Origin of the sequence: Microbacterium sp. (genome assembly GCF_011620715.1) — a bacterium.
Taxonomy (GTDB): Bacteria; Actinomycetota; Actinomycetes; order Actinomycetales; family Microbacteriaceae; genus Microbacterium.
Window position 1 is genome coordinate 32,124 of the sequence record NZ_WOYP01000045.1, and the last position, 23,969, is coordinate 56,092.

Annotated in this window: 23 protein-coding genes; 8 read left to right on the forward strand and 15 right to left on the reverse strand. The window is 67.5% G+C overall.

Features of this window, described 5'->3' with window-relative positions; all coding sequences use genetic code 11:
• Window positions 1-48 precede the first annotated feature (48 nt).
• Both QZV84_RS04210 and QZV84_RS04215 read right to left on the reverse strand, forming a co-directional pair.
• Window positions 49-729: an alpha/beta family hydrolase gene (locus QZV84_RS04210; protein WP_292825752.1), complete on the reverse strand. Its 681-nt coding sequence runs from the start codon at window positions 727-729 to the stop codon at window positions 49-51.
• The gene (locus QZV84_RS04215; RefSeq protein WP_292825755.1) at window positions 726-1,382 is read right to left on the reverse strand and encodes a general stress protein; all 657 of its coding nucleotides are present in this window, start codon (window positions 1,380-1,382) and stop codon (window positions 726-728) included. The genes QZV84_RS04210 and QZV84_RS04215 overlap by 4 nt, the downstream gene beginning before the upstream one ends.
• A 93-nt stretch (window positions 1,383-1,475) precedes the next feature.
• On the opposite strand from QZV84_RS04215, the gene QZV84_RS04220 reads away from it, so the two are divergent.
• The 3 genes from QZV84_RS04220 to QZV84_RS04230 are packed head-to-tail and all read left to right on the forward strand — an operon-like array spanning window position 1,476 to window position 4,539.
• A complete protein-coding gene (locus tag QZV84_RS04220) occupies window positions 1,476-2,813 on the forward strand; it encodes a CBS domain-containing protein (protein ID WP_292825758.1) in 1,338 nt (445 codons plus the stop codon).
• Window positions 2,813-3,361, forward strand: coding sequence for a DUF1003 domain-containing protein (locus tag QZV84_RS04225; RefSeq protein ID WP_292825761.1), 549 nt, complete (start codon window positions 2,813-2,815; stop codon window positions 3,359-3,361). The genes QZV84_RS04220 and QZV84_RS04225 overlap by 1 nt, the downstream gene beginning before the upstream one ends.
• Window positions 3,358-4,539: an Mrp/NBP35 family ATP-binding protein gene (locus tag QZV84_RS04230; RefSeq protein ID WP_292825764.1), complete on the forward strand. Its 1,182-nt coding sequence runs from the start codon at window positions 3,358-3,360 to the stop codon at window positions 4,537-4,539. The genes QZV84_RS04225 and QZV84_RS04230 overlap by 4 nt, the downstream gene beginning before the upstream one ends.
• Window positions 4,540-4,548: 9 nt before the next feature.
• On the opposite strand, the gene QZV84_RS04235 is transcribed toward QZV84_RS04230, so the two are convergent.
• On the reverse strand, window positions 4,549-4,938 hold the full coding sequence (locus QZV84_RS04235; protein ID WP_292825767.1) for a Sec-independent protein translocase TatB: 390 nt from the start codon (window positions 4,936-4,938) through the stop codon (window positions 4,549-4,551).
• 72 nt (window positions 4,939-5,010) lie between these two features.
• Between QZV84_RS04235 and QZV84_RS04240 the strand changes: the two genes are divergently transcribed.
• Window positions 5,011-5,646, forward strand: coding sequence for a class I SAM-dependent methyltransferase (locus QZV84_RS04240; RefSeq protein WP_292825770.1), 636 nt, complete (start codon window positions 5,011-5,013; stop codon window positions 5,644-5,646).
• Window positions 5,647-5,715: 69 nt separating this feature from the next.
• On the opposite strand, the gene QZV84_RS04245 is transcribed toward QZV84_RS04240, so the two are convergent.
• From QZV84_RS04245 to dapE, 3 genes are all read right to left on the reverse strand, one after another.
• On the reverse strand, window positions 5,716-5,889 hold the full coding sequence (locus tag QZV84_RS04245; RefSeq protein WP_067875042.1) for a DUF3117 domain-containing protein: 174 nt from the start codon (window positions 5,887-5,889) through the stop codon (window positions 5,716-5,718).
• Window positions 5,890-5,979: 90 nt separating this feature from the next.
• The gene (locus QZV84_RS04250; RefSeq protein WP_292825791.1) at window positions 5,980-7,203 is read right to left on the reverse strand and encodes a hypothetical protein; all 1,224 of its coding nucleotides are present in this window, start codon (window positions 7,201-7,203) and stop codon (window positions 5,980-5,982) included.
• The gene (gene dapE, locus QZV84_RS04255; RefSeq protein ID WP_292825793.1) at window positions 7,185-8,261 is read right to left on the reverse strand and encodes a succinyl-diaminopimelate desuccinylase; all 1,077 of its coding nucleotides are present in this window, start codon (window positions 8,259-8,261) and stop codon (window positions 7,185-7,187) included. Before dapE ends, QZV84_RS04250 begins: the two co-directional genes overlap by 19 nt.
• Before the next feature lie 62 nt (window positions 8,262-8,323).
• Here dapE and dapD point away from each other — a divergent pair, with 62 nt between their 5' ends.
• Window positions 8,324-9,280, forward strand: coding sequence for a 2,3,4,5-tetrahydropyridine-2,6-dicarboxylate N-succinyltransferase (gene dapD, locus QZV84_RS04260; protein WP_292825795.1), 957 nt, complete (start codon window positions 8,324-8,326; stop codon window positions 9,278-9,280).
• 53 nt (window positions 9,281-9,333) lie between these two features.
• Entirely contained in the window at window positions 9,334-10,242 is a 909-nt protein-coding gene (gene ppk2, locus QZV84_RS04265; protein WP_292825797.1) for a polyphosphate kinase 2, read from the forward strand.
• A gap of 72 nt (window positions 10,243-10,314) precedes the next feature.
• Here ppk2 and QZV84_RS04270 read toward each other — a convergent pair whose 3' ends face one another.
• The 6 genes from QZV84_RS04270 to QZV84_RS04295 form a co-directional block, all read right to left on the reverse strand.
• The gene (locus QZV84_RS04270) at window positions 10,315-11,649 is read right to left on the reverse strand and encodes a citrate synthase (RefSeq protein WP_292825799.1); all 1,335 of its coding nucleotides are present in this window, start codon (window positions 11,647-11,649) and stop codon (window positions 10,315-10,317) included.
• Between the two features lie 227 nt (window positions 11,650-11,876).
• Window positions 11,877-12,983, reverse strand: coding sequence for a succinyldiaminopimelate transaminase (dapC, locus tag QZV84_RS04275; RefSeq protein WP_292825801.1), 1,107 nt, complete (start codon window positions 12,981-12,983; stop codon window positions 11,877-11,879).
• A gap of 7 nt (window positions 12,984-12,990) precedes the next feature.
• Window positions 12,991-13,308 carry a ferredoxin gene (gene fdxA, locus QZV84_RS04280; protein ID WP_292825803.1) on the reverse strand — a complete coding sequence of 106 codons (318 nt, stop codon included), beginning with the start codon at window positions 13,306-13,308 and terminating at the stop codon, window positions 12,991-12,993.
• Window positions 13,309-13,312: 4 nt separating this feature from the next.
• Window positions 13,313-13,705 (reverse strand): DUF6113 family protein, encoded by a 393-nt coding sequence (locus QZV84_RS04285; RefSeq protein ID WP_292825805.1) that lies wholly within the window; start codon window positions 13,703-13,705, stop codon window positions 13,313-13,315.
• Window positions 13,706-13,807: 102 nt separating this feature from the next.
• Window positions 13,808-15,721 (reverse strand): translational GTPase TypA, encoded by a 1,914-nt coding sequence (typA, locus tag QZV84_RS04290; protein ID WP_292825807.1) that lies wholly within the window; start codon window positions 15,719-15,721, stop codon window positions 13,808-13,810.
• Between the two features lie 98 nt (window positions 15,722-15,819).
• Window positions 15,820-17,625 (reverse strand): ABC transporter ATP-binding protein, encoded by a 1,806-nt coding sequence (locus tag QZV84_RS04295; protein ID WP_292825809.1) that lies wholly within the window; start codon window positions 17,623-17,625, stop codon window positions 15,820-15,822.
• A gap of 31 nt (window positions 17,626-17,656) precedes the next feature.
• Here QZV84_RS04295 and QZV84_RS04300 point away from each other — a divergent pair, with 31 nt between their 5' ends.
• Complete coding sequence (locus QZV84_RS04300) at window positions 17,657-18,265, forward strand: PH domain-containing protein (protein ID WP_292825811.1); 609 nt, start codon at window positions 17,657-17,659, stop codon at window positions 18,263-18,265.
• 12 nt (window positions 18,266-18,277) lie between these two features.
• Here QZV84_RS04300 and QZV84_RS04305 read toward each other — a convergent pair whose 3' ends face one another.
• The 3 genes from QZV84_RS04305 to QZV84_RS04315 form a co-directional block, all read right to left on the reverse strand.
• Complete coding sequence (locus QZV84_RS04305) at window positions 18,278-19,459, reverse strand: ABC transporter permease (RefSeq protein ID WP_292825813.1); 1,182 nt, start codon at window positions 19,457-19,459, stop codon at window positions 18,278-18,280.
• The gene (locus QZV84_RS04310) at window positions 19,459-20,976 is read right to left on the reverse strand and encodes an ABC transporter permease (RefSeq protein ID WP_292825815.1); all 1,518 of its coding nucleotides are present in this window, start codon (window positions 20,974-20,976) and stop codon (window positions 19,459-19,461) included. The genes QZV84_RS04305 and QZV84_RS04310 overlap by 1 nt, the downstream gene beginning before the upstream one ends.
• A gap of 175 nt (window positions 20,977-21,151) precedes the next feature.
• Window positions 21,152-22,996 carry an ABC transporter family substrate-binding protein gene (locus QZV84_RS04315; protein WP_292825817.1) on the reverse strand — a complete coding sequence of 615 codons (1,845 nt, stop codon included), beginning with the start codon at window positions 22,994-22,996 and terminating at the stop codon, window positions 21,152-21,154.
• A 140-nt stretch (window positions 22,997-23,136) separates the two neighbouring features.
• Between QZV84_RS04315 and QZV84_RS04320 the strand changes: the two genes are divergently transcribed.
• The coding region (locus QZV84_RS04320) for a CPBP family intramembrane glutamic endopeptidase (protein WP_292825820.1) at window positions 23,137-23,969 on the forward strand (833 nt) is incomplete at its 3' end.

Sequence of the window (23,969 nt, forward strand, 5' to 3'; positions counted from 1 at the left end):
TCGTGAGCCTCGCTCCCCGAGGGGAGCCGGACACTCAGGCTGGGACGCTCAGGCTCGGGCGCTCAGGAACTGCGCGACCAGCGGCGCCAAGTCCGCACCGACCTCGTCGGCCGGCCGCTTGCGTCCCCTCACCTCGAACGAGTGGCCGCCACCCTGGACCCAGGCGATCGTCGCGTCCTGACAGGCGTCGACCGCTGCTTCGAGCTGCGTGTGCGGATCGACGAACGGGTCGTTCGTGCCCTCGACGAACAGCTGCGGCGGCAGAACCGCGGGCAGATGTGAGACGCGAGCCTTCGAAGGGTCGCCGGGGGTGTGCAGCGGGTAGCCGAGGTATACGAGCCCTGCCGGGGCGATCGCACCGTCGGCCGCCGCCAGCGACGCCATCCGGCCGCCGTAGGATTTTCCCGAAGCCCACACCGGGCCCTGCCCCACTTCCTGCGCGAAGGCCATCGCCGCCGTCCAGGTTGCAATGGCGTGCGCCGCAGGTCCCGGCATCCGTCGTCCCGCCTCCACATATGGGAAATTGAACCGGAGCGTCGCCACGCCCTCGGCCCGCATCCCCCGCGCGAACCCGAGCAGGAACGGATGCCGGTACCCGGCGCCGGCGCCGTGCGCGATCACGATCGTCGCCCACGGTGCGTCAGGGCGTTCATGGGCGGCAGACACTTCCACAAGACCCGACGGGAGCGCGACGCGCAACCGCTGACCCGCCTCGGGCGTCGCGGTCACGGCGTCGGCGGCTCGGAACCGTCGTCGCCCGCTGCTGCGGGCTCGGTCGCCGGGGCGGCCGCGGGGGGCACCCGCTCACCGTAGCGGGGCGGCTCGGCCGCGGCATCCGGCACCGCAGCCGGAGCGGCAGGCACCATAGGCGCGCTCGGTGTCGCGGCGGCCGGGGGGCGAGGTTCGGCAGTGCCGGGCTTGCCCAGCACCTGCCGTGCCCGCTGCACGCTGTCGGCGGCGACCGTGACCTCGTAATGATCGGCGACGACCTGCATGACCGAGGCGAAGTCCCTCCGACGGCGCACGAAGGAGTATGTGACGATGCTCAGGAGCATGCCGATCGCGATACCGATGAAGATCACCCCCACGAAGGCCTGGATCGGCACCGACGGCGTGCCGATGACGAAGATGGCGCTGAACAGCAGCCCGAGCAGCACCCCGTTGATCGCACCCGAGCGCGCCGCCGTGGCGTAGCCGAGCCGACCTGTCACGCGCTCGACTGAACGCAGACCCTGGCCGACGATCGCGATGTCGCGCGCGGGGATGTCGGCCGCGATGAGCCTCGAGACCGCCTTCTGGGCGGCCTCGTAGTTCGGGAAGCTATCGACGTTCTGTCCGAGGTCATCGACGCTCTGCGGAATTCGCCTGGCGTTCATGCTCATGCTCCCATCCTCCCACCTGGGTCGCCTTCGTCCCTCCCTCGCCCGCCTTTCACTGCCCTCCCCTGCGGTGCGCACCCGGCTACGCTGGAACGCGTGAGCACGCAGAGGGTCTTCGTCGCACGCCTGTCGGGGTGCTCTGTCTTCGACCCCGCCGGCGACCGCCTCGGCAAGGTCCGCGATGTGGTGGTCATCTACCGCAAGGACGACCCGCCCCGTGTCGTGGGCCTCGTCGTGGAGATCCCCGGCCGCAGGCACGTGTTCGTCTCGATCGGACGCGTCACCTCCATCGCCACCGGCCAGGTCATCACGACAGGCCTCATCAACGTGCGGCGGTTCCAGCAGCGCGGTGGCGAGGTGCGGGTGCTCACCGAGCTGGTGGGTCGTCGCGTGTTCCTCGCGGACGGTTCAGGCACCGCCGTGATCGAAGACGTCGCGATCGAACGCAACCGACTCGGCGAGTGGGATGTCGGGCAGCTCTTCCTTCGTCGGCCGCGCACGAGCGCATCGCCTTTCGCGAAGGGACCGACCACGTTCGCGAACTGGTCCGAGGTGCAGGAGCAGCAGGTTCCGGGTGAGGCGCAGTCCGCCGAGCAGCTCGTCGCCACCTTCGCCGACCTCAAGGCGGCGGACCTCGCCAACAGCCTGCTCGACCTGTCGGACGAGCGCATGATCGAGGTCGCCGAAGAACTCTCCGACGAGCGCCTCGCGGACGCGCTCGAGGAGATGCCCGAAGACGAGCAGGTGCATATCCTCGAGCAGCTCGGCGACGAGCGCGCCGCCGACATCCTCGACGCGATGGAGCCGGACGACGCCGCCGACCTGCTCGGTCAGCTGCCCGACGCGCGTTCCGAGCAGCTGCTCGATCTCATGGAGCCCGAAGAGGCCGAGGACGTCAGGGCTCTCCTGCAGTACGGGCCCGACACCGCCGGCGGACTGATGACGAGCGAGCCCATCGTCCTGTCGGCCGACGCGACGGTCGCCGAGGCGCTCGCGCTGATCCGTCGTCACGAGCTGCATCCGGCGCTGGCCGCCTCGGTTTTCATCACCCTGCCGCCCTACGAAACGCCCACCGGTCGTCTGCTCGGCACGGTGCACTTCCAGCGCATGCTGCGCTATCCGCCGCACGAGCGGCTCGGAGCGATCATCGACGACACGCTCGACCCGGTGCCGGCGACGGCATCCGCCGCCGAGGTCGCTCGGATGCTCGCCAGCTACAACCTGGTGTCGCTGCCGGTCATCGACAAAGCCCGCCGGCTGGTCGGCGCGGTGAGCGTCGACGACGTGCTGGACTACCTTCTGCCCGAAGACTGGAGATCGCACGGCGGTGACGCTTCTTCGGACGACGATGAGCCGCACACTCCGGCCGTTCCAGTGACGACCGCAGCCGCTGTTCCCTTTGGGAGCGGCAAGGGCGCCGGGAGGAGGCGCTGATGGCACGACCCTCCCGCCTGCCTTCGCTCGATGCCCCGCGCGGCCGCACGGGAATGCTGAACCGCAATCCGCAGCCCTCCCGCGACCGCTTCGGACGATTCTCCGAGGCTTTCGCCCGCGGCATGGGAACCTCCGGGTTCCTGATCGGCATGACCCTGTTCGTCGCAGTGTGGCTGCTGTGGAACACCTTCGCGCCGGTGCCCCTGCAGTTCGACCCGCGTTCGACGAACTTCACGCTGCTGACCCTGATCCTGTCGTTGCAGGCCTCGTACGCTGCGCCCCTCATCCTGCTCGCGCAGAACCGCCAGGACGACCGCGACCGCGTGCAGATCGAGCAGGACCGGCAGCGCGCGGAGCGAAACCTCGCCGACACCGAGTACCTCGCCCGCGAGATCGTCGCGCTGCGCATGGTGGTCACCGACCTCTCGGACGACGTGCTCACCAAAGACATGCTCCGTGCCGAGATCAAGACGCTCCTCGAGCAGCTGGACGAGCGCTCGGCGACCGCACACCGGGACTCGCTCCACACGAATGCCGCGGAGCGGTGACCGCCCACATCGAGGACGCCGCGATCGTGGACACCCCTGCGGATGCCGTCCGCCGGGCGGTCGGGGCGGTCATCGATCCCGAGCTGCGGCGGCCGATCGCCGAGCTCGGCATGATGCGCGAGGTCAGGGTCGAGCGGGGCCTCGCTTCGGTCGGGATCGTCCTGACGATCGTCGGCTGCCCGGCCGCGGATCGCATCAGCGCCGATGTGCGCGCGGCAGCGGCATCCGTCCCCGGTGTGACGCGCGTCGCCCTCGAGGTGGGCGTCATGTCCCCCGCCGAGCGGCGCGTGCTGACCGAGCGCCTGCGCGGGGGCCGCCCAGCCCGCGAGATGCCCTTCGGACCGGACTCGCTGACGCGCGTGATCGCAGTCACGAGCGGAAAGGGAGGCGTCGGCAAGTCCACCGTGACGGCGAATCTCGCCGTCGCGCTCGCGAATCGCGGACTGTCGGTCGGGCTGGTGGATGCCGACGTGCACGGCTTCTCGATTCCGGGGCTGCTCGGACTGGTCGATGCAGACGGCAACGTCCCCCAGCCCACGCGCATCGATGAGCTCATGCTGCCGCCGGTCGCCCATGGAGTGAAGGTGATCTCGATCGGCATGTTCCTGCGACGTTCGACCGGCGATGCGCCTATCGGCGCGGTGGCGTGGCGAGGGCCGATGCTGCATCGGACCGTGCAGCAGTTCCTCACCGACGTGTTCTTCGGCGACCTCGATGTGCTGCTGCTGGACATGCCGCCCGGAACGGGAGACATCGCGATCTCGGTCGGGCAGCTGCTGCCACACGCCGAGGTCGTGGTGGTCACGACTCCGCAGTCCGCGGCCTCCGACGTCGCCGTGCGCAGCGGTCTGGTCGCCCGCCAGACCGGGCAGCGCGTCGTCGGCGTCGTGGAGAACATGGCCGCGATGACGTTGCCGGACGGCACGACGCTCGATCTGTTCGGAACGGGCGGCGGCGCCGCGGTCGCCGCGGCGCTCTCGACGGGCGAGAGCAAGGTCGCCCTTCTCACGTCGATCCCGCTCAGCCCGCTGCTGCGTGTCGACGCAGACGCCGGGATCCCGATCGTGCTGGCCCACCCGGATGAGCCTGCCGCAGTCGCCATCGTTACGCTGGCCGACCGGCTCGCCGCCGCACCCCGCGGCCTGGCAGGTCGCTCGCTGCCGTTCCGGCCGAGCTGAGTCCGGCGCCTAGGTCGCTTCGCTGTCGAATGGGGGCGGATCCTCCGCGGTGAAGGGCCTGCTCGCGCTCTGCGGCTTCGTGAATGCGCCTGCGGCAGTGACCGCGGCGGCGGCGCTCGCTGCTCGCACGGTCGGCACCGGCGCATCGTCGAGCAGTGCCTCACGGATGATGCGCCGCGGGTCGTACTGGCGCGGGTCGAGCGTGCGCCAGTCGACGTCGTCGAAGTCCGAGCCCATCTCGTCCTTCATCTTCGACTTCGCCGTGCTGACATATTCTCGCGCGCGCTTGGCGAACTTGGTCAGGCTCTCGACATAGCGGGGCAGTCGCTCGGGCCCGATGAGCAGCCCCGCGACCACTCCGATCAGCAGAAGCTTCTCGATCGTGAGCCCGAAGAACATGCACTCAGGTTACCGCCGCGCCTGAGGGTCCGGCGACGACTGTCCCCGTAGGCTGGCCGCGAAGGAGCACCGATGGGCGACCAGGACGCGAACTACCGCTTCGCCGCTGAGGCGACGATCGAGCCGGATCATATCGTTCGAGCCCGCACTCACGCGCTCGAACTCGGCGCGGCGCCGGTGAGCGCCCCCGTCGGCGCGCAATGCGCCGTGATCGCGGCCGCCTCGCAGGCGCTGAACATCGTCGAGATCGGCACGGGCGCGGGAGTCTCCGGACTCTGGCTGCTCCATGGCTCGCCGCGCGCGACGCTCACGACGATCGACAGCGAACCCGAGCACCTGGGCGCTGCGCGCCAGGCGTTCGCAGAGGCGAAGATCCCTCCGGCACGGGCACGATTCATTTCGGGTCGGGCAGCCGAAGTGCTGCCCCGCATGAACGAGGCCTCGTACGACATCGTCCTGGTGGATGCCGATGCCGAAGGCGTGATCGAGTACGTCGAGCACGGGCTGCGTCTGGTCCGAGCCGGCGGCACCGTTCTCGTTCCCCGCGTCCTGGGCCACGGGGCCGTCGCCGACCCGGTGCGCCGCGACGCCGTGACTGCCGCCTACCGTTCGCTGATCCAGGAGACCCAGGCGTCGCCGGCGGTCATCGGCGCCCTGTCGATCGTGGGCGAGGGGCTCCTGCAGCTCACGACACGGCCGCTCGACTGAGGTCGAGCACGTTCGCCCGGTACGCGAAGCGGCCGGTCCGAAGACCGGCCGTCGGCGTGTGAGGTGTGATCAGGCGGGGTTGACGACCCCGCCGAGCACGTCATAGAGCTCCTTGGCCTCAGCGTCGTTCACCGAGACGACGAGGCGGCCCCCACCCTCGAGCGGCACCCGCACGATGATCAGACGACCCTCCTTCACGGCCTCCATCGGCCCGTCTCCGGTTCTCGGCTTCATGGCTGCCATCGTGGCTCCTTTTCGTCGTGGTCTGCGTGTCAAGTTTATCCCGCTGCTCCGACAGGGGATAACCCGCGGATTGCGCGGCATCCGTCACACTCAGGGGATCTGCCAATACGTGTTGCCCAGCGCGTACATGTTGTAGATCCACCACCACTGGCCCAGCAGGCACGCTCCCAGCATGCCGACCCGCCACCAGGTCGCGCGGGGCATCGCGACGGCGCCCCACAGCGGCGACAGCGGCAGGAGCAGGCGGAAGATGCTCGACTGCGGGAAGAACACCGCCAGCAGATACACGAGGTAGCTCGCCGACCACAGTCGCGTCTCCACTCCCATGCGTTTGACGTGCGGCTCGAACAGCAGCAGTGCGGCGACCCCGACGACGGAGGCCGCGAGCACGATGTACCCGGTCACCGCGCCGAGTCCCCACGACCCGAACCAGAACGCGGCGCCCTGCAGGAAGCCGTCGAACGGGAAGAATCCCGCGCCCCCGGCGCCGAGCCAGTTGCGTCGCCATGCCAGTTCGGTCGCGAGGTAGGCTCCGGACTCCCCCGTGACCGCGCCGGCGAGCAGCTGCCAGGAGAAGCCGGTCACGACGGACAGCAGACCGAGCACGACGATGTGCACGACCTCCGCTGGCGCCAGCGGCTCCCGGTGGCGCGAGAACCAGCGCCACAGCCCGTAGGCACCCAGGAACAGCCCGAACGCGAGCACGCCCGGCCGGGTGAAAGCCATGAGCGGTATCAGCAGATACAGCCATCCGTACTGCCGCCTCATCACCAGCCACAGCGAGAGGAACAGCCACAACAGGAACAGCGACTCGGCGTAGCCGACCTGGAACATCGCCGCGAGCGGGGCGCTGGCGAACAGGACGACCGCCCAGATCGCGACATCGTCGGACGCCCGCATCCGAACGATGCGGTAGAGCACGAGGCAGGCGAGATACCCGGCGACCAGCGAGATCACCACCGCGCCCGCACCCCACGACCCGAGCAGAACGCCCAGTCCCTTCGCGAGATATGCGAAGATCGGCATGAAGGCCCATTGGTTCTCGGCGACATCCTCCGAGTCGGTCAGCGGCAGGTCGGTGGGGTAGCCGTTCTCGGCCAGGTACCAGTACCACTGCGCATCCCAGCCCAGCGTCAGAGTCGCCAGATTCGCTCCCTCGCCGAACCTGGAGCCCACGCCCGACAGCTCGGCCGCCGCGAGGAGGAACGCGGTGGTCACGGCACGCGCGGCCAGGAACAGGATGCCGATCCGCAGCGCCGCGGGAAGCGCGCGCCACCCGCGCGGAGCGGTCTCGGTCAGGGGGCGCTCAGCCACGCCCGCAGTCCGCGTTCCACGTCCTGGATCTGAGCGTACGGAACACGCTCCTGGTCATGGTGGGCCAGGTGCGGGTCGCCGGGCCCGTAGTTGACCGCCGGCACGCCCATCGCCGAGAACCGTGCGACGTCGGTCCAGCCGTACTTCGGCCGCGCGTCGCCGCCGACGGCGGCCACGAACTCCTGCGCGAGCGGGGCGTCCAGCCCGGGGCGGGCGCCCGCGGCGACATCGACGACTTCGACATCGAAGCCCGCGAAGACGTCCCGCACGTGGCGTTCGGCATCCTCCGCGGAGCGGCTCGGAGCAAAGCGGTAATTGACCTCGATCTCGCACAGATCGGGGATGACATTGCCGGCGACGCCACCGCCGATTCGGACGGCGTTCAGCCCCTCGCGATAGACCAGCCCGTCCACGAGTACGTCCCTGGCGCGGTACTCGGCCAGGCGGGACAGCACGGGTGCGGCCTTATGGATCGCGTTCTCGCCGATCCATGCGCGTGCGCTGTGGGAACGCACACCGTGGGTGCGGACGATCACCCTCATGTTGCCGTTGCAGCCGCCCTCGACGGCACCATTGGATGGCTCCCCGAGGATGGCGAAGTCACCCTGGAAGAGATCCGGGCGGGTGCGCGCCAGACGCGTGAGTCCGTTGAGGTCGGCATCGACCTCTTCGTGGTCATACCACATCCAGGTGATGTCGATGCGGGGGTTCAGGAGCTCGGCGGCAAGCTTGAGCTGCACGGCGACCCCCGCCTTCATGTCGACAGTGCCGCGGCCCCAGAGCACCGGTTCGGCGTCGATCTCGATGTCGCGTGTCGGGACGTTTTCGTTGATCGGCACCGTGTCGATGTGACCGGCGATCACGACGCGCTGCGCACGTCCGAGCGACGTGCGTGCGACGATCGTGTCGCCGTCCCGGTACCAATCCAGATGAGGAAGGGGCCGGATGGCCGCCTCGATGAGGTCGGCGAGCGTCGTCTCGTCACCGGAGACGCTGGGGATGTCGCAGATCGTCCGGGCGAGGTCGACGGAGGTCGCGGTCAGATCGAGCGGCGGCATCCCACGAGTCTACTGAGCAGGTCGCAGCCGACGCGTCGCGGCGGGTTCGGTAGCGTGGGGGGATGAGCGACGAGCGGTGGGTATGGGGTGTCGGGCTGGCCACGACATCGGAGGACGGGACGGTGCTGGACACCTGGTTTCCATCGCCGGGCGAAGGACGCATCCCCCTGGGCCTGGACCCGGCTATGCCCCCGGACGAGCTCGACCGCCACGCGGTGCCCGACGCGCGCCGCGCGGTGACGCTGGAGGTCGTGGTGATCGAAGCCGACCTCGACGCGCCGCCCAGCTCGACGTCGGACGCCTATCTGCGACTGCATGCCCTGTCGCATCGCCTGGTCGCGCCGAACGGGGTGGATCTCGACGGCATCTTCGGCCACCTGCCCAACGTCGCATGGACGAACGCGGGTCCGATGCACCCCGACGACGCGGCGCGGCTGCGGCCGTTCCTCACCCGCGAGGGCATCCAGGTGCAGAGCCTGGACAAGTTCCCGCGCCTGCTGGACTACGTGAGCCCACCGGGAGTGCGGATCGCCGACGCGTCCCGGGTGCGCCTGGGCGCGTACCTCTCGCCGGGGACCACGGTCATGCACGAGGGCTTCGTGAACTTCAACGCCGGCACCCTCGGCTCCTCGATGGTCGAGGGGCGCATCTCGCAGGGGGTCGTAGTCGGCGACGGCAGCGACATCGGCGGCGGCGCCTCGATCATGGGCACCCTCTCCGGCGGCGGTGCGCACCGCGTGTCGATCGGCGCTCGCACGCTGCTCGGCGCGAACGCAGGCGTGGGCATCTCGCTCGGCGACGACTGCGTGGTCGAGGCCGGCCTCTACGTGACCGCGGGATCGAAGATCGTCCTGGCCGACGAGCCTCCCCTCCATGACGGCAGCCGCATCACCGCCAAGGGCGCCGAGCTCTCCGGCCGTGACGGCATCCTCTTCCGCCGCAACTCGCTCACCGGCGCGATCGAAGCCGTACGGCGGGCGGGCGTGGGAATCACCCTCAACGACGCGCTCCACGCGTAAGGTCGAGGCATCCGCGAATCGGTCGCGGAATTGTTGCGGGGCAAGGGAGTCGAATGAGCGCTCGCATGGCGAAGGAGCTGTACGAATCCGAGCTGATGGTGCTGCAGGCGAAGCTCGTCGACATGCAGGCCTGGGTGCAGGCGACCGGGGCCCGGATCGTGGTGATCTTCGAGGGGCGGGATGCCGCGGGGAAAGGCTCCACGATCAAGCGCGTGTCCGAATACCTCAACCCCCGCGTCACGAGGATCGTCGCCCTCAGCACTCCCAGCGAGCGAGACAAGACGCGCTGGTACTTCCAGCGCTATGTGCCCCATCTTCCGGCCGCGGGCGAGATCGTGCTGATGGACCGCTCCTGGTACAACCGCGCCGGCGTCGAGCACGTGATGGGGTACTGCACCAATGTGGAATACCACCGCTTCCTGCACCAGGCGCCGATCTTCGAGCGCATGCTCGTCGAGGACGGGATCATTCTCCTGAAGTACTGGTTCAGCGTCTCGGACATCGAGCAGGAGCGGCGCTTCAAGGACCGGGCGAACGATCCGATGCGGCGCTGGAAGCTGAGCCCGAACGACATGCTGTCCATCACGAAGTGGGAGGACTACTCGCGCGCGAAGGACACGATGTTCGTGCACACCGACATCCCCGAAGCGAAGTGGTGGGAGGTCGACAACGAGGACAAGCGCAGGGGGCGCATCAACACGATCGCCCACCTGCTCTCGCAGGTTCCCTACGAGGTCATCGAGCGCGAAGATGTCGTCGTGCCGGAGCGCCCGCCGTCGGGCGGCTATGAGCGCCCGCCCCGAGATATGACCGCCACTGTTCCCGACTACGCCAAAGAGGTCGAGAAGCGGCACAAGCAGGAGCGCATCGCGTCCAAGAAGAGCAAGAAGACCCGCGAGTCGGATGCAGCCGCCATCGCCGCGAAGGAGGAGAAGTCCGAGGAAGCACCCGGATCCGCATAGTCCGGCGACGGCGACGATAGGTTCCGCCCCGTACCGCTGCTGCACCTCACCTCAAGCGTCGAGACGGGGAGATCAGAACGCGCCAGGGTAGTCGCGCTTCTCGGCGCCGATGTAGAGCTGCTGGGGGCGGCCGATCTTGGTCTGCGGGTCGGACTGCATCTCGCGCCAGTGCGCGAGCCAGCCCGGCAGGCGCCCGATCGCGAACAGCACCGTGAACATGCGCGTCGGGAAGCCCATCGCCTTGTAGATCACGCCGGTGTAGAAGTCCACATTCGGGTAGAGGCGGCGCTCCTTGAAGTAGTCGTCCTCGAGCGCGAGCTGCTCGAGCTCCTTGGCGAGATCCAGCAGCGGGTCGCTGACGCCGAGTGCGGTGAGCACCTCGTCGGCGGACTCCTTGACGAGCTTCGCCCGCGGGTCGTAGTTCTTGTAGACGCGGTGCCCGAAGCCCATGAGCTTCACGCCGTCTTCCTTGTTCTTGACCCGCTCGACGAAGCGCCGCACGCTCTCACCCGAGTCGCGGATGCGCGCCAGCATCTCGAGCACCGCCTCGTTGGCCCCGCCGTGCAGCGGACCGTACAGCGCGTTGATGCCGGCCGAGATCGACGAGAACTGGTTCGCTCCGGTCGACCCGACAAGGCGCACGGTCGAGGTGGACGCGTTCTGCTCGTGGTCCTCGTGCAGGATCAGCAGCCGCTCGAGAGCCCGGGTCATGACCGGGTTGATGTCGTAAACCTCCGAGAGCACGCCGAAGTTGAGCTTGAGGAAGTTCTCGACGAAGCCCAGCGAGTTGTCGGGGTAAAGGAACGCCTGCCCGATGCTCTTCTTGTGCGCGTACGCCGCGATGACCGGGAGCTTCGCGAGCATCCTGATCGTGTTCAGCTCGACGTGCTCAGGGTTGTTCGGGTCGGATTCGCTCTCGTAGTACGTCGAGAGCGCCGCGGTCGCCGACGACAGCACCGACATGGGGTGCGCCGTGGTCGGCAGCGAGGAGAAGAAGCGCTTGAGGTCTTCGTGCAGCAGCGTGTGGTGGCGGATGCGCTCGTCGAACGCCGCGAGTTCGTCGACGCTGGGAAGCTCTCCGTAGATGAGCAGCCACGCCACCTCGAGGTACGTGCTGTTCTGTGCGAGCTGCTCGATCGGGTAGCCGCGATAGCGGAGGATGCCTTGATCGCCGTCGATGAAGGTGATCGCCGACTTCGTGGCGGACGTGTTCACGAACCCGTAATCGAGTGTCGTGTGCCCGGTCTGGCGTGTGAACGATGAGATGTCCACGCTCGGTGTGCCGTCGGTGGCGCGCAGCAGCGGGAACTCTGCGGTCCGATCGCCGATCGTGAGGGTGGCCGTGCTCTTCTGAGTGGCGGTGCTCTTCTGAGTGGCGGTGTCCTGCTGGGTGCCCGCGTCGCTCACGGCGCCTCCTCGCGATTCCTGGTCGTTCCGGGGGTTGGAGGGCCCTGCAGACCCCGCCTTGGGGCGATATCCGAGAGCCGGCGTGGTGACGTGGGATGCCGCGCCACCGCGCTTCTACAGCCTAATGGGCGCATCGGCATACTGCGGACACGGCCAAAGGCCATCGGCATCCACTGGAGGAATCCTCCGGAGCGCCCGCCACGGCCGAGCCGTTTGACGACGAAGCGTCAGATTCCCCGCAGGCGCTCCGCGGCGGCCGCGATGCGCCCATCGGTCGCGGTCAGCGACAGGCGGATGTGCTGCGGAAAGTGCTCGCCGTAGAAGTGACCGGGCCCCGCCAGAATGCCGAGCTCGGCGAGGCGGCCGAGGCTCTCCCACCCGTCGCGGCCCTCGGTGGCCCACAGATAGAGCCCCGCCTCACTGTGGTCGACGCGGAATCCGGCCGCCTCGAGCGCAGGCTTGAGCGTCGCGCGTCGTGCGCGGTAGCGCTCCTTCTGCGCGGCGACGTGCCCGTCGTCGCCGAGGGCGGCGACCATCGCGGTCTGCACGGGGGCCGGGAGCATCAGGCCGAGATGCTTGCGGGCGGTGTGCAGCCGCGCGACGATCTGCGGGTCTCCGGCCAGGAACGCGGCACGGTAACCTGCCAGGTTCGACTGCTTGCTGAGCGAATACACCGACAGGATGCCGCGCACGTCGCCGTCGGTCACTCGCGGGTCCAGCACGGAGGGGATCGCCTCGGCATCCCACGGGGCGTCCCAGCCCAGTTCGGCATAGCACTCGTCGGAGGCGAGGAGCGCGCCCAGCTCACGGGCGCGTGCGACCGCGGAGCGCAGGAATGCGGCATCCAGCACGCGGCCATCCGGATTGCCCGGTGAGTTGAGCCAGACGAGTCGGGTGCCCTCCGGCCAGGCTGCCGGATGGTCGGACGCGACCGGCGTCGCCCCCACCAGCCGGGCGCCCACCTCGTAGGTGGGGTAGGCGGCGCGAGGATGCACCACGATGTCGCCGCCACGCAGGTCGAGCAGAAGCGGAAGCAGGGCGACGAGCTCTTTCGAGCCGATGGTCGGGAGCACGTTCTCGGGCGCGAGCCCGGGCACTTCTCGACGGCGCGCGTACCAGTTCACGATCGCCTCGCGAAGCGCCGGGGTTCCGACGGTCTGCGGATAGGCGTGCGCATCGGTCGCCTCGGCGAGCGCCTGCGCGACGATCGGCGGCGTCGGATCCACCGGCGATCCGATCGAGAGGTCCACGATCCCATCGGGGTGGGCCCGCGCACGCTCCGCATACGGAGCCACCGCGTCCCAGGGGTAGTCGGCGAGGTCTGCGACGCCCATGTGGGGGCTAGGCCTGGGGCGGCAGGGCGTCGATGACCGGGTGGTCCTTGTGGATGACACCGACCTTGGCGGCGCCTCCGGGCGATCCGACGTCCTCGAACCATTCGACGTTGGCCTTGTAGTAGTCCTGCCATTCGTCGGGGAGGTCGTCCTCGTAGTAGATCGCCTCGACGGGGCACACGGGCTCGCAGGCGCCGCAGTCGACGCACTCGTCGGGGTGGATGTAGAGCATCCGATCACCCTCGTAGATGCAGTCGACCGGGCATTCGTCGATGCAGGCGCGGTCTTTCACGTCCACGCACGGAAGAGCGATCACATATGTCACGGAGTCAGTCTAATTCGCCAGCGGGCGGTGCGTCGGCGCCGACGGACCGCAACCGGTTCGGCCAGGCGACGGCGAGCACTGCGAGGATGGGCACAGACACGGTCCACACCACTGCCAGGCCGGTCTGGGCCACGATGACCGAGCCACCCGGACCCTTGCCCGAGAACACGAGCGTGGCGACGATCATCCCGGTGCCGGTGGCCAGCGCCGACCACCGGTCCGCCGTCAGCAGCCGCACCGCCGCCAGCAGGGCCGCACTGCCGATGATGGCGAGCACGAGGCCGAGCGGAAACCAGCCGAGACGGTACGAGTGGGCGATCGTGCCGGCCAGCCCGTAGACGGCTCCCACGAGGAAGGCGACGACCCATGTCACGATTCGGGGGGCGCGGGACAGCATGCGGGCAATCTTAGGCGAGGGATGCAAATGCGATCGCGCCCGAGCCGCCGGCAGCCCGCGGCATCCGTGGACCGCCGCCGCCGCAACGCGGGGCGGGCCGGGTCAGACCCCGGCGTCCTGGCGCTTGAGGCGCGAGGTCGCGCGGGCGCGCTCGGTCTGATCGAGGTTCACCTTGCGGATGCGCACGATCTCGGGCGTCACCTCGACGCATTCGTCATCGCGCGCGAATTCGAGGCTCTCCTCCAGCGAGAGCTGGCGCGGGGGGGTCATCGACTCGAACGTGTCAGAGGTGGACTGACGCATGTTGGTCAGCTTCTTCTCCTTCGTGATGTTCACGTCCATGTCGTCGCTACGCGAGTTCTCGCCGACGACCATGCCCTCGTAGACCTCCTGCGTGGGCTGCACGAAGAACGACATGCGCTCCTGCAGCGCGATGATCGCGAAGGGCGTCACGACACCCGAGCGGTCGGCCACGATCGAACCGTTCTGGCGCGCGACGATGTGACCGGCCCACGGCTCGTAACCGTGCGAGATCGCATTGGCGATGCCGGTGCCGCGCGTCGTGGTGAGGAACTCGGTGCGGAAGCCGATCAGGCCGCGCGATGGGACGATGAACTCCATGCGCACCCAGCCGGTGCCGTGGTTGGTCATGCTGTCCATCCGGCCCTTGCGGCTGGCCAGCAGCTGCGTGATCGCGCCGAGATACTCCTCGGGTGCGTCGATCGTCAGGTGCTCGAACGGCTCGTACGTCTTGCCGTCGACCTTCTTGGTGACGACCTGCGGCTTGCCGACGGTGAGTTCGAAGCCCTCGCGGCGCATGTTCTCCACGAGGATCGCCAGCGCGAGCTCGCCGCGACCCTGCACCTCCCAGGCATCCGGCCGGCCGATGTCGACGACCTTGAGCGAGACGTTGCCGACGAGTTCGCGATCGAGGCGATCTTTCACCATGCGGGCGGTGAGCTTGTGACCCTTGACCTTGCCGACGAGCGGACTGGTGTTCGTGCCGATCGTCATCGAGATCGCGGGGTCGTCGACGTGGATCTGCGGCAGCGGACGCACGTCATCGGGGTCGGCGATGGTCTCGCCGATCGTGATGTCGGGGAACCCGGCGATCGCGACGATGTCGCCGGGCGCCGCGCTCTCGGCGGGGTAGCGCTCGAGCGCGCGGGTCTTGAGGAGCTCGGTGATGCGGGCGCTGCTGACGGTGCCGTCGGCGCGCACCCACGCGACGGTCTGGCCCTTCTTCAGGGTGCCGTTGAAGACGCGCAGCAGCGCGAGGCGTCCGAGGAACGGGCTGGAGTCGAGGTTCGTGACCCACGCCTGCAGCGGCGCTTCGTCGTCGTACGACGGGGCCGGGACGTGCTGGAGGATCGCTTCGAACAGCGGCTCGAGGTCGTCGTTGTCGGGGAGCGTGCCGTTTTCGGGACGATTGCGGGATGCCGCGCCGGCGCGCCCGCTGGCGTAGACGACGGGCACGTCCAGCAGCGCATCGACGTCGAGGTCGGGCACGTCGTCGACCAGGTCGCTCGCGAGTCCGAGCAGCAGGTCGTGCGCCTCTTCCTCGACCTCGGCGATGCGCGCGTCAGGACGGTCGGTCTTGTTCACGAGGAGGATGACGGGCAGCTTCGCCTCGAGTGCCTTGCGCAGCACGAATCGGGTCTGCGGGAGGGGGCCCTCGCTCGCATCGACCAGGAGCACCACACCGTCGACCATCGACAGTCCGCGCTCGACTTCTCCGCCGAAGTCGGCGTGACCGGGCGTGTCGATCACGTTGATGGTCACGGGACCCTCGGTGGCGTGCACGCCCGAGTATGTGATCGCCGTGTTCTTGGCGAGGATCGTGATGCCCTTCTCGCGCTCGAGGTCGTTCGAATCCATGGCGCGTTCCTCCATGTGCTCGTGAGACCCGAAGGAGCCGGTCTGCCGCAGCATCGCGTCCACGAGCGTGGTCTTGCCGTGGTCGACGTGGGCAACGATCGCGACGTTGCGGAGGTCTGAGCGGAAAGCGCGCACCATGAAAAATCCTTGCAGAACGGGGAAGCGCCCGGAACCGGGCACCCCCAGTCTACCGGGCGCTTGCTGAGCGTCCCTCTCCCGCCCGATCCGAGCCCGGCTCAGCCCTCCGGGCTCTCGGCGGCGAGCAGGAGCGCGCGCGCCTCGCGACGGACCTTCTGCTGTTCCGGGTCAGGCACGGGAACGGCGGCGATGAGGCGCTGTGTGTACGGGTCGGTCGCGCCGCGGAGGATCTCGTCGCGCGTGCCGATCTCGACGAGCGTGCCGTGGTGCATCACGGCGATGCGGTGGGCGAGAATGTCGACCACCGCAAGGTCGTGGCTGATGAACAGGCAGGCGAACTGCAGCTGCTGCTGAAGCTCCTGCAGCAGATCGAGGAAGCGCGCCTGCACCGAAACGTCCAGCGCCGAGGTCGGTTCGTCGGCGACGAGCAACTCGGGTGCCAGAGCCAGCGCGCGCGCGATGCCGACACGCTGGCGCTGACCGCCGGAGAGCTCGTGCGGGAAGCGGTTGCGGTAGGACCGCGGCAGCTCGACCTGGCTGAGCAGCGTCTCGACGCGTCGGTCGAGATCCCTGCCCTTCGCCTCTCCGGCGAGCAGGATCGGCTCTCCGATCGACTGGCCGATGGGCATGCGTGGGTTGAGCGAGGAGGCCGGGTCCTGGAAGACGATGCCCGTGCGCCGGCGGATCGCGAACAGATCCTTCTGCGAGGCCTTCGAGATGTCGTGGCCGACCGCGGTGAGCTTGCCTTCGGCGATCGGGAGCAGGCCGATCGCCGCGCGCCCGAGAGTGGTCTTGCCCGAACCGGACTCCCCCACCAGGCCGACGATCTCACCCGGGTAAACCTGCAGGTCGATGTGCTCGGCCGCGCGGAATGCGGGCACGCGCCCGCGCTTCGGGTAGTCGATTGCGACGTCCTCGAAGGAAAGCACCGGCGAACGGGTCTCGACGACCTCTTCGGCGGCAGCCTCGGTCGAGCGCTCCCGGATCCCCGCGATCGCGGGGATCGTCGAGGTCTCGCTCTCGAGGGCGGCCTGCTCGACGTCACCCTCTTCGAGCACACCGAGTCCGAGGTGCGGCACCGACGCGAGAAGCTGCTGCGTGTACGGGTGCTCCGGGGCGTGGAAGATCTGCGCGACCGTGCCGGATTCGACGACCACGCCGCTCTTCATGACCATGATGCGGTCGGCCAGGTCGGCGACGACGCCCATATCGTGGGTGATCAGGATGATCGCCGAATTCAGTCGCGTGTGGAGGTCGCGCAGCAGGTCGAGGATCTCGGCCTGCACCGTGACATCGAGCGCGGTCGTCGGCTCGTCGGCGATCAGCAGCAGCGGGTCGCACGAGATCGACTGCGCGATCATCGCACGCTGGCGCTGGCCACCGGAGAGCTGATGCGGATACTTATTGAACGACTGCTCCGGGCTCGGCATCTCGACGAGGCGAAGAAGCTCGATCGCCTTCTCTTTGGCCACCGACGGAGCCATCCCGCGGTCGTGCGAGCGCAGGGCCTCCATGATCTGGAAGCCGATCGTGTAGACCGGGTTGAGCGCCGTCATCGGCTCTTGGAAGATCGGCGCGATCTCGTTGCCGCGCAGCGAGCGGAGCGTCGCATCGTCGACACCTCGCAGTTCCCGCCCGAGGAGCTTGATCGATCCCGTCACACGGGCGTTCTCGGGGAGGAGCCCGAGAAGTGCCATGGCGCTGGTGCTCTTGCCTGAACCGGACTCGCCGACGATCGCGAGCACTTCACCGCGGCGCACGACGTAGTTCATGTCGATCGCCGCGGGGTAGAACTCACCCTCTACCCAGAACTCGACGCCGAGGCCATCGACCTCGAGGATCATCTCGGGCAGGACCTGATGCGACGCCGCTGGCTCTCCGTCGATGCCGGTCGTGTCAGTCATTCGGTGCGTCCCATCTGCAAAGCTTGCGTTCATGGCCTTCCAAGAGGTTCTCTACCGGCCGGCATTCGGCCGCACGCTCGCTGTCGTGACCGTGGCGGCGTGCGCTTTCGGTGTCGTCGCGCTCTTCTGGGGGGATGCCGACTCGGCGGTCCGCTACGTCTGGCCGATTCTTCTCATCGGAGCCGCCGCGTGGGCGCTGTTCTGGCGACCCAGTCTGCGGATGCAGGAGCACGGCGTCACCGTCGAGAACGTCTTCCGCACGTACTTCATCCCCTGGCCGTCGATCCAGGGAATCGACACCCGATACTCGCTGACGATCCACACCTCCCGCGGCAAGGTGCCCGTGTGGGCGACGCCCGCGCCCGGTCGCCATCGCGCCTACGGGCTCGCGCGCGAAGACTTCGACGGCGTCGGTCAGACCGCCCGGGGCGAACACGGGAGCCTTCGCCCGAGTGATGCGCTGACCACCCCGTCCGGCAACCTCGCCCAGGCGATCCGTGGTCATTGGGAACGACTGCGCGACTCCGGTGCGTTCGCGAACGGCGAAGACCCGGACGCCTTCACGATCACATGGCACTACGCCACCGTCACCGTTCTTGCTGCGCTCGTCGCGGCGACGGTGATCGGCCTGCTGGTGTAGCTGCGTCACCAGTCACCGCTCCGGATTGAGTGGCTCGTCCTGCACATCGCCGGGCTCTTCAGGTCGCGGATCGTGATAGTTCACGACGTCACCGGTGTACACCGCTTCCATCGGCACCGTCACGCTGCGCGGCTCCTTCGGCTCGGTCGTGTCGAGGATCGGGACTGCCGGTCCCGTGGCCCGGCCGGCTCGGCGCATCGCTCGCTCGCTCGGCATCTTCTTCTGCCTCGGGTCGAACGCGTCGCGCAGGCCGTCGCCGATGAAGTTGACGCATAGTGCGATCGCGATGATGAAGATGCCCGGCCACCAGAAGATCCACGGCCTCGTGGAGAAGGCCGCCTGGTTGTCGGAGACGATCTTGCCCAGCGAAGTGTCCGGCGACTGCACACCGAACCCGAGGAAGCTCAGCGCCGACTCGAGCAGGATGGCGCCGGCCATCAGAAGCGTTGCATTGACGACGATGACGCCGATCGCGTTCGGCAGGATATGGCGGAAGATGATGCGCCGATCCCGCGCCCCAGACACCCGCGCGGCATCCACGAACTCACGTTCACGCAGAGAGAGGAACTCACCGCGCACGAGACGCGCCATCGTCGTCCACGCGAAGATGCCGATGACCACGCCGAGCACCGCGGCGCCGAGGCTGCCGAACGTGTTGCCCAGTACCGAGCCGATCACGATCAGCGGAATCGTGATGACGATGTCGGTGAAGCGCATCAGAATCGAGTCGGTGATCTTGCCGTAGTAGCCGGCGACCGCGCCGATCACGACACCGATCACCGTGGCCACGACGCCGGCGATGACCATCACCATGATGGACTGCTGCGCGCCGCGCATCACCACCGCGAAGATGTCACGGCCAACCTCGTCCTGACCGAAGGGGTGTATGCCGAACTGAGGCGGCAGCAGGCTGAGCGTGGGAACGCCGTTGTTGATCTTCGGGGAGATCTGATCCCACCGCCACATCCACCAGCCTGGGATCTGGAGGCCCCACAGATCCACACCGACGGACGTGAAGGCGAGGATGACGATGAAGGCGAGCACGATCATCGAGATCAGCGCACCACGGTGGCGGAAGAACCGGCGGCGGACGATCTGCCCCTGGCTGAGTCCTTCCGTCTCCTTCTGTTCGATGGAGATCTCTGCGGCGGCCTGGCTCTCGCGAGACTCAGGGTCGGTGAGTGTGGTGTTCATTAGCCCACCTTGATTCTCGGGTCCAGCCCCGCGTAGACGATGTCGGCGATGAGGTTGAAGACCACCGCGAGTGTGCCGGTGATGACGAAGAACGCCATCACCGGGTTCGGGTCGTGGGCGCTCAGTCCGTCGATGAACAACCGCCCCATGCCTGTCCATCCGAACACCGTTTCGGTGATGACCGCGCCACCGACGATGGCCCCGACATCGAACGCGATGATCGTCGTGATCGGGATGAGCGCGTTGCGGAAGGCATGGCGCACGACGACCGTTCGCTGGGTGAGGCCCTTGGCGCGCGCAGTGCGTATGTAATCCTGATTCATCACCTCGAGCAGGCTGGCACGGGAGTAGCGCGTGTAGCTCGCGAAGGAGATCAGGATGATCGCGATGGTCGGCAGGAGCAGGTGGGTGTAAAGGTCGATGCCCTGGATCCAGAAGTTGCCGCCGAGGCCGGGCGTGGAAGCGCCGACCGTGGCGATCGGGCGACCGCGCACGCGGCTCGAGTTCGCGTAGACCTCCCAGTACGACATGTATTTGTCGAGCGCGATGAGTCCGGCGGTCAGGAAACCGACGATGGCCGTCGTGCGCACGACCGGTCCGCGGTCCGCGCCCCCCATGAAGAAGCCGATCAGGCCGCTCACCACGATCGCCAGCACCGCCAGCACCAGGAAGAACCATAACGTCATGCCGTTGAGGATGTAGTTGACCATCGGGTAGTAGAGCCCGATGCCGATCAGCGCCACCGCGAGCGAGGCGTACAGCGCTCTCCGGTTGCGAAGACCCGTCGAGATCGCGGTGACACCGAACGCGATGCCGATCGCGGACGCGCTGTAGACGACGATGCCGATGCTCGGGTCTGCGAACCACTGGGTCGCCGACAGGTAGGTCAGCACCGCGGCGGTCGACACGGTGGCGATCCCGAAGACGATGAGCCTTCGTTTCGCTCTCCCACCGAGCAGCGACATCCACAGCACCCCGGTGACCAGCGAGATCACGACGATCACGGGTATCGCGATGGTTGGCTCGGCCAGCCAGTTGTTCATCTGAATCGCGCCGTACTGCTTCAGGAGCACGGCCACCCAGAAGATCGGGAGCGAGAAGAACAGGAATGCCAGCAGCGTCACGCTGTAGTCGAAGCCGGTGTACTGGCGCAGGGCCGAGATGATCCCGACGGTGAGGCCCATGATGATCGCCACGACCGTTGCGGTGGTGACCAGCGTCAGCGTCGATGTGATCGCATTGCCCAGCAGAGCATTGACGGGCTGATTCTGGATGCTGACACCGAAGTCACCGCGGAAGATGCCGCCCAGCCAGAGGAAGTAGCGGAGCGGCGGAGCGACGTCGAGATTCAGAAGCTTCGTACGAGCTTCGATGAGCTCCGCCTTGTTGGGGGCATTCCCCTGCCGGAGATCCTCCAGCGGATCGCCCGATAACGCCGTGAGAATGTACATCAGGAACGTCGCAGCGAAGAGCACGAAGATCGATGCGATCAATCGCCGGATGATGAATGAAGCCATGGTGTGGCCGCCTGCCTATCCGAGATACAGCGCCCGAGCAGCGCGGCGGATCGTGTCCGACGCCAGCTCAGTCACTGGGGGAGTCTAGCGCGGTGGGGTGCAGGCCCCTCGGGGACCTGCACCCCACCCGGTACGCGCTCAGCCGAAGCTCAGTGCTCACCGTGATGCTGTCGGATTACTCCTCAGCGCCTGCGTCAGTGACCTCCCAGTCCCACGCGTTCCAGAACACGGTGGGAGCGAGGATCGAGGACTCGACATTCGTCACCCGATCGCTGATCGCCGTCACCTCGGGGAACTGGAAGATGGTGACTCCGTAGAAGTCCGCCCAAAGAGCAGCATCCATCTGAATCTGAAGGTCGATCTTGTTCTGCTCGTCGAACTCGACGTTCAGCTGCGAGATGACATCGTCGACCTCTGCGTTCGAGTAGAAGTTGAGGTTGTTGATGCCACCGGTCTCGAACGTCGGGAGCGAGTTGGTCACACCTAGGCTCGTCGACTGCCATCCGAACAGCGATGCGTCGTAGGCGCCGGGTGTACCGAGGAGGCCACCCCACTCTTCCGAGCCGCAGTCGGTGACGTTGAACCCGGCCTGAGCCGCGGACGCCTGGATGAGCGCGAACTCGTTGACTCGACGCGGGTTGTTCGACGCGTACAGGATGCAGACCGAGGTGTCGGTGATCCCCGACTCCGCCAGCAGCGCCTTGGCGCCCTCGATGTCGACCTCTGCGTAGGCGTCCGAGCCGTTGGCGGCGACGGACTCGTCGTAGCCTTCAGCGCCGGGCACGAAGATCTGCGAGTTGCGCACGATCGCCTCGTCGCCGATGATCGGCTTGATGAGCGTGTCGACGATCTCCTGGCGCGGGATCACCTTCATGAACGCCTCGCGCACGAGGGGGTTCGAGAAGATGTTCTCCGGGTTCTTACCCTGATCGAACTGCAGGTCGACGTGCTCGTAGGTGCCGCCGAGGCTGGTGTCGACTGTGATTCCGTCGATGCCCTCGAGTGCCGTCGTGATGTCGGCAGTCGCCTGCGGCTGGATGATGTCGACCTCGCCGTTCTCCAGCGCCTGAACCGCCGCGAGCGGGTCGGGGATGAAGCGGATCGTGATCTCCTCGATGTTCGCCGAGTTGTCGCCCGTGTACTCCGGGTTCGCCGTCAGGGTCACGTACTGATCTGCGACATAGTCGCTGATCACGTACGGACCGCTGCCGACGACCAGATCGGAGTCTTCGGGCATCTCGGTGAAGTTGAATCCCGAGTTCCAGAACGACGAGATCGGTGCAAGCGTCGCGGCATCGTCGTTCTCGATCGCGTCGAGCAGAGCCGTCTTGGCCTGCGCGTTGTCGTCGATGCTGAGAGCCTTCTTGGCGACGATGTGAGCCGGAAGCATCTCGCCCAACGTCGCGAAAGTGAGCTCCCAGTCCACGAATGGCTGGTCGTACGTGAGGGTGACCGAACGGCCGTCCTCACCGACTTCGGGGGTCTGGGAGACCAGTCCGAGGCCCGAGGTAGGCGTAGCGCCGGAGTCGAAGTAGACGACGTCCGTCGGGAAAGCGTCGGTGAACTCACCGGTGTCAGGGTCGGTGAAGTCGGCCGGGTCGAAGTCGGGGGTATCCAGCGAGCGTGACTCTGCAGCCCAGTACAGCATGAGGTCGGCCGCGTCGATAGGCGTGCCGTCCGACCACTTCTTGCCTTCGGCAATGGTGTAGGTGACGACCAACGGGTCCTCACTGACGAGCTCGTAGGAGCCGAAGGACGTGTTCTTCACCAGCTCGGGGGTGTTGTTGTAGTAGTTGAAACCGTCAAGCACCAAGTAGTTGATGTTGTTGTTGGCCGTGGCGTTGCCGAACGACGTGTTTCCGTTCATCGAGTAGAACGCCTGGTTCCACGCGGCGGTGATCGACGATCCCTCGACCAGACCCGAGTCGTCGCCGCCACCGTCGGTGGCTGCGCAACCTGAGATTACGAGTGCGCCGACTGCGGTGAGTGCCACCGCCGCCGAGATGCGCTTGATTCTCACATTTCCTCCTGTGCAGGGTTGTGCGCACACGACAGTACGGAGTCTGCCGGGACGCGGATAGGGAAACGATAAGCATGTTGTGTGGGATGTTCAAAACGACTTGCGAAAACGTTACAGAGCCTTAACTCAATAGACCTTGAATGTGGCAATCTGACAAGGTGACCTCTCCTACGGGCCCCTCGAATGTGAGGTATGCCACTGAACCGGCCGCCCGAGCACGCCTGTGGTGGGAGATCGGCATCGTTCTGGCCATCACGGTTGGGCAGTCTGCTCTGTATTCGGTCCTGTCGCTGGTGCGAGCCTCGCTGCGCACGACGCCGATCGGCGAGCAGCAGACTCAGCTCAACCCCGATCGGGATGCCGAGATCCTCTGGAACGTCCTCTACCAGTTCCTCGGCATCGTGTTCGCCCTCGCCCTGGTGGCCATGGTCCTCTACCTGCTGTGGGACCCGGGACACAACGCCCTTCGCCGGATCGGCCTCGACTTCACGCGGTTCGGCGGTGACCTGGGGCGCGGCATCCTGCTCGCAGCCGTCATCGGGATTCCGGGGCTCGGCCTCTACGTGATCGCGCGGATATTGGGGCTGAACGTCGCGGTCGTGGCCTCGCCGCTGGATGCCGCATGGTGGACGGTGCCGCTGCTTCTGCTGGCCGCGGTGCGGGCCGGGCTGACCGAAGAGGTCATCTTCATCGCGTACCTGTTCGACCGCCTCCGCCGTCTCGGATGGTCGTGGTGGGCGATCATCCTGTCCACCGCTGCCTTGCGCGGGGCCTATCACGCGTACCAGGGCGTCGGTGCGATCGTCGGCAACTTCGCGATGGGCGTCGTCTTCGGCTGGTGCTACCGGCGGTGGGGCCGGGTGATGCCGCTGGTCATCGCGCACACTCTCCTGGACGTCGTCGCGTTCGTCGGCTACCCCCTGGCGGCGGCGCTGTGGCCGGGGATCTTCGCCCCGGCACCGACCCCGGCACC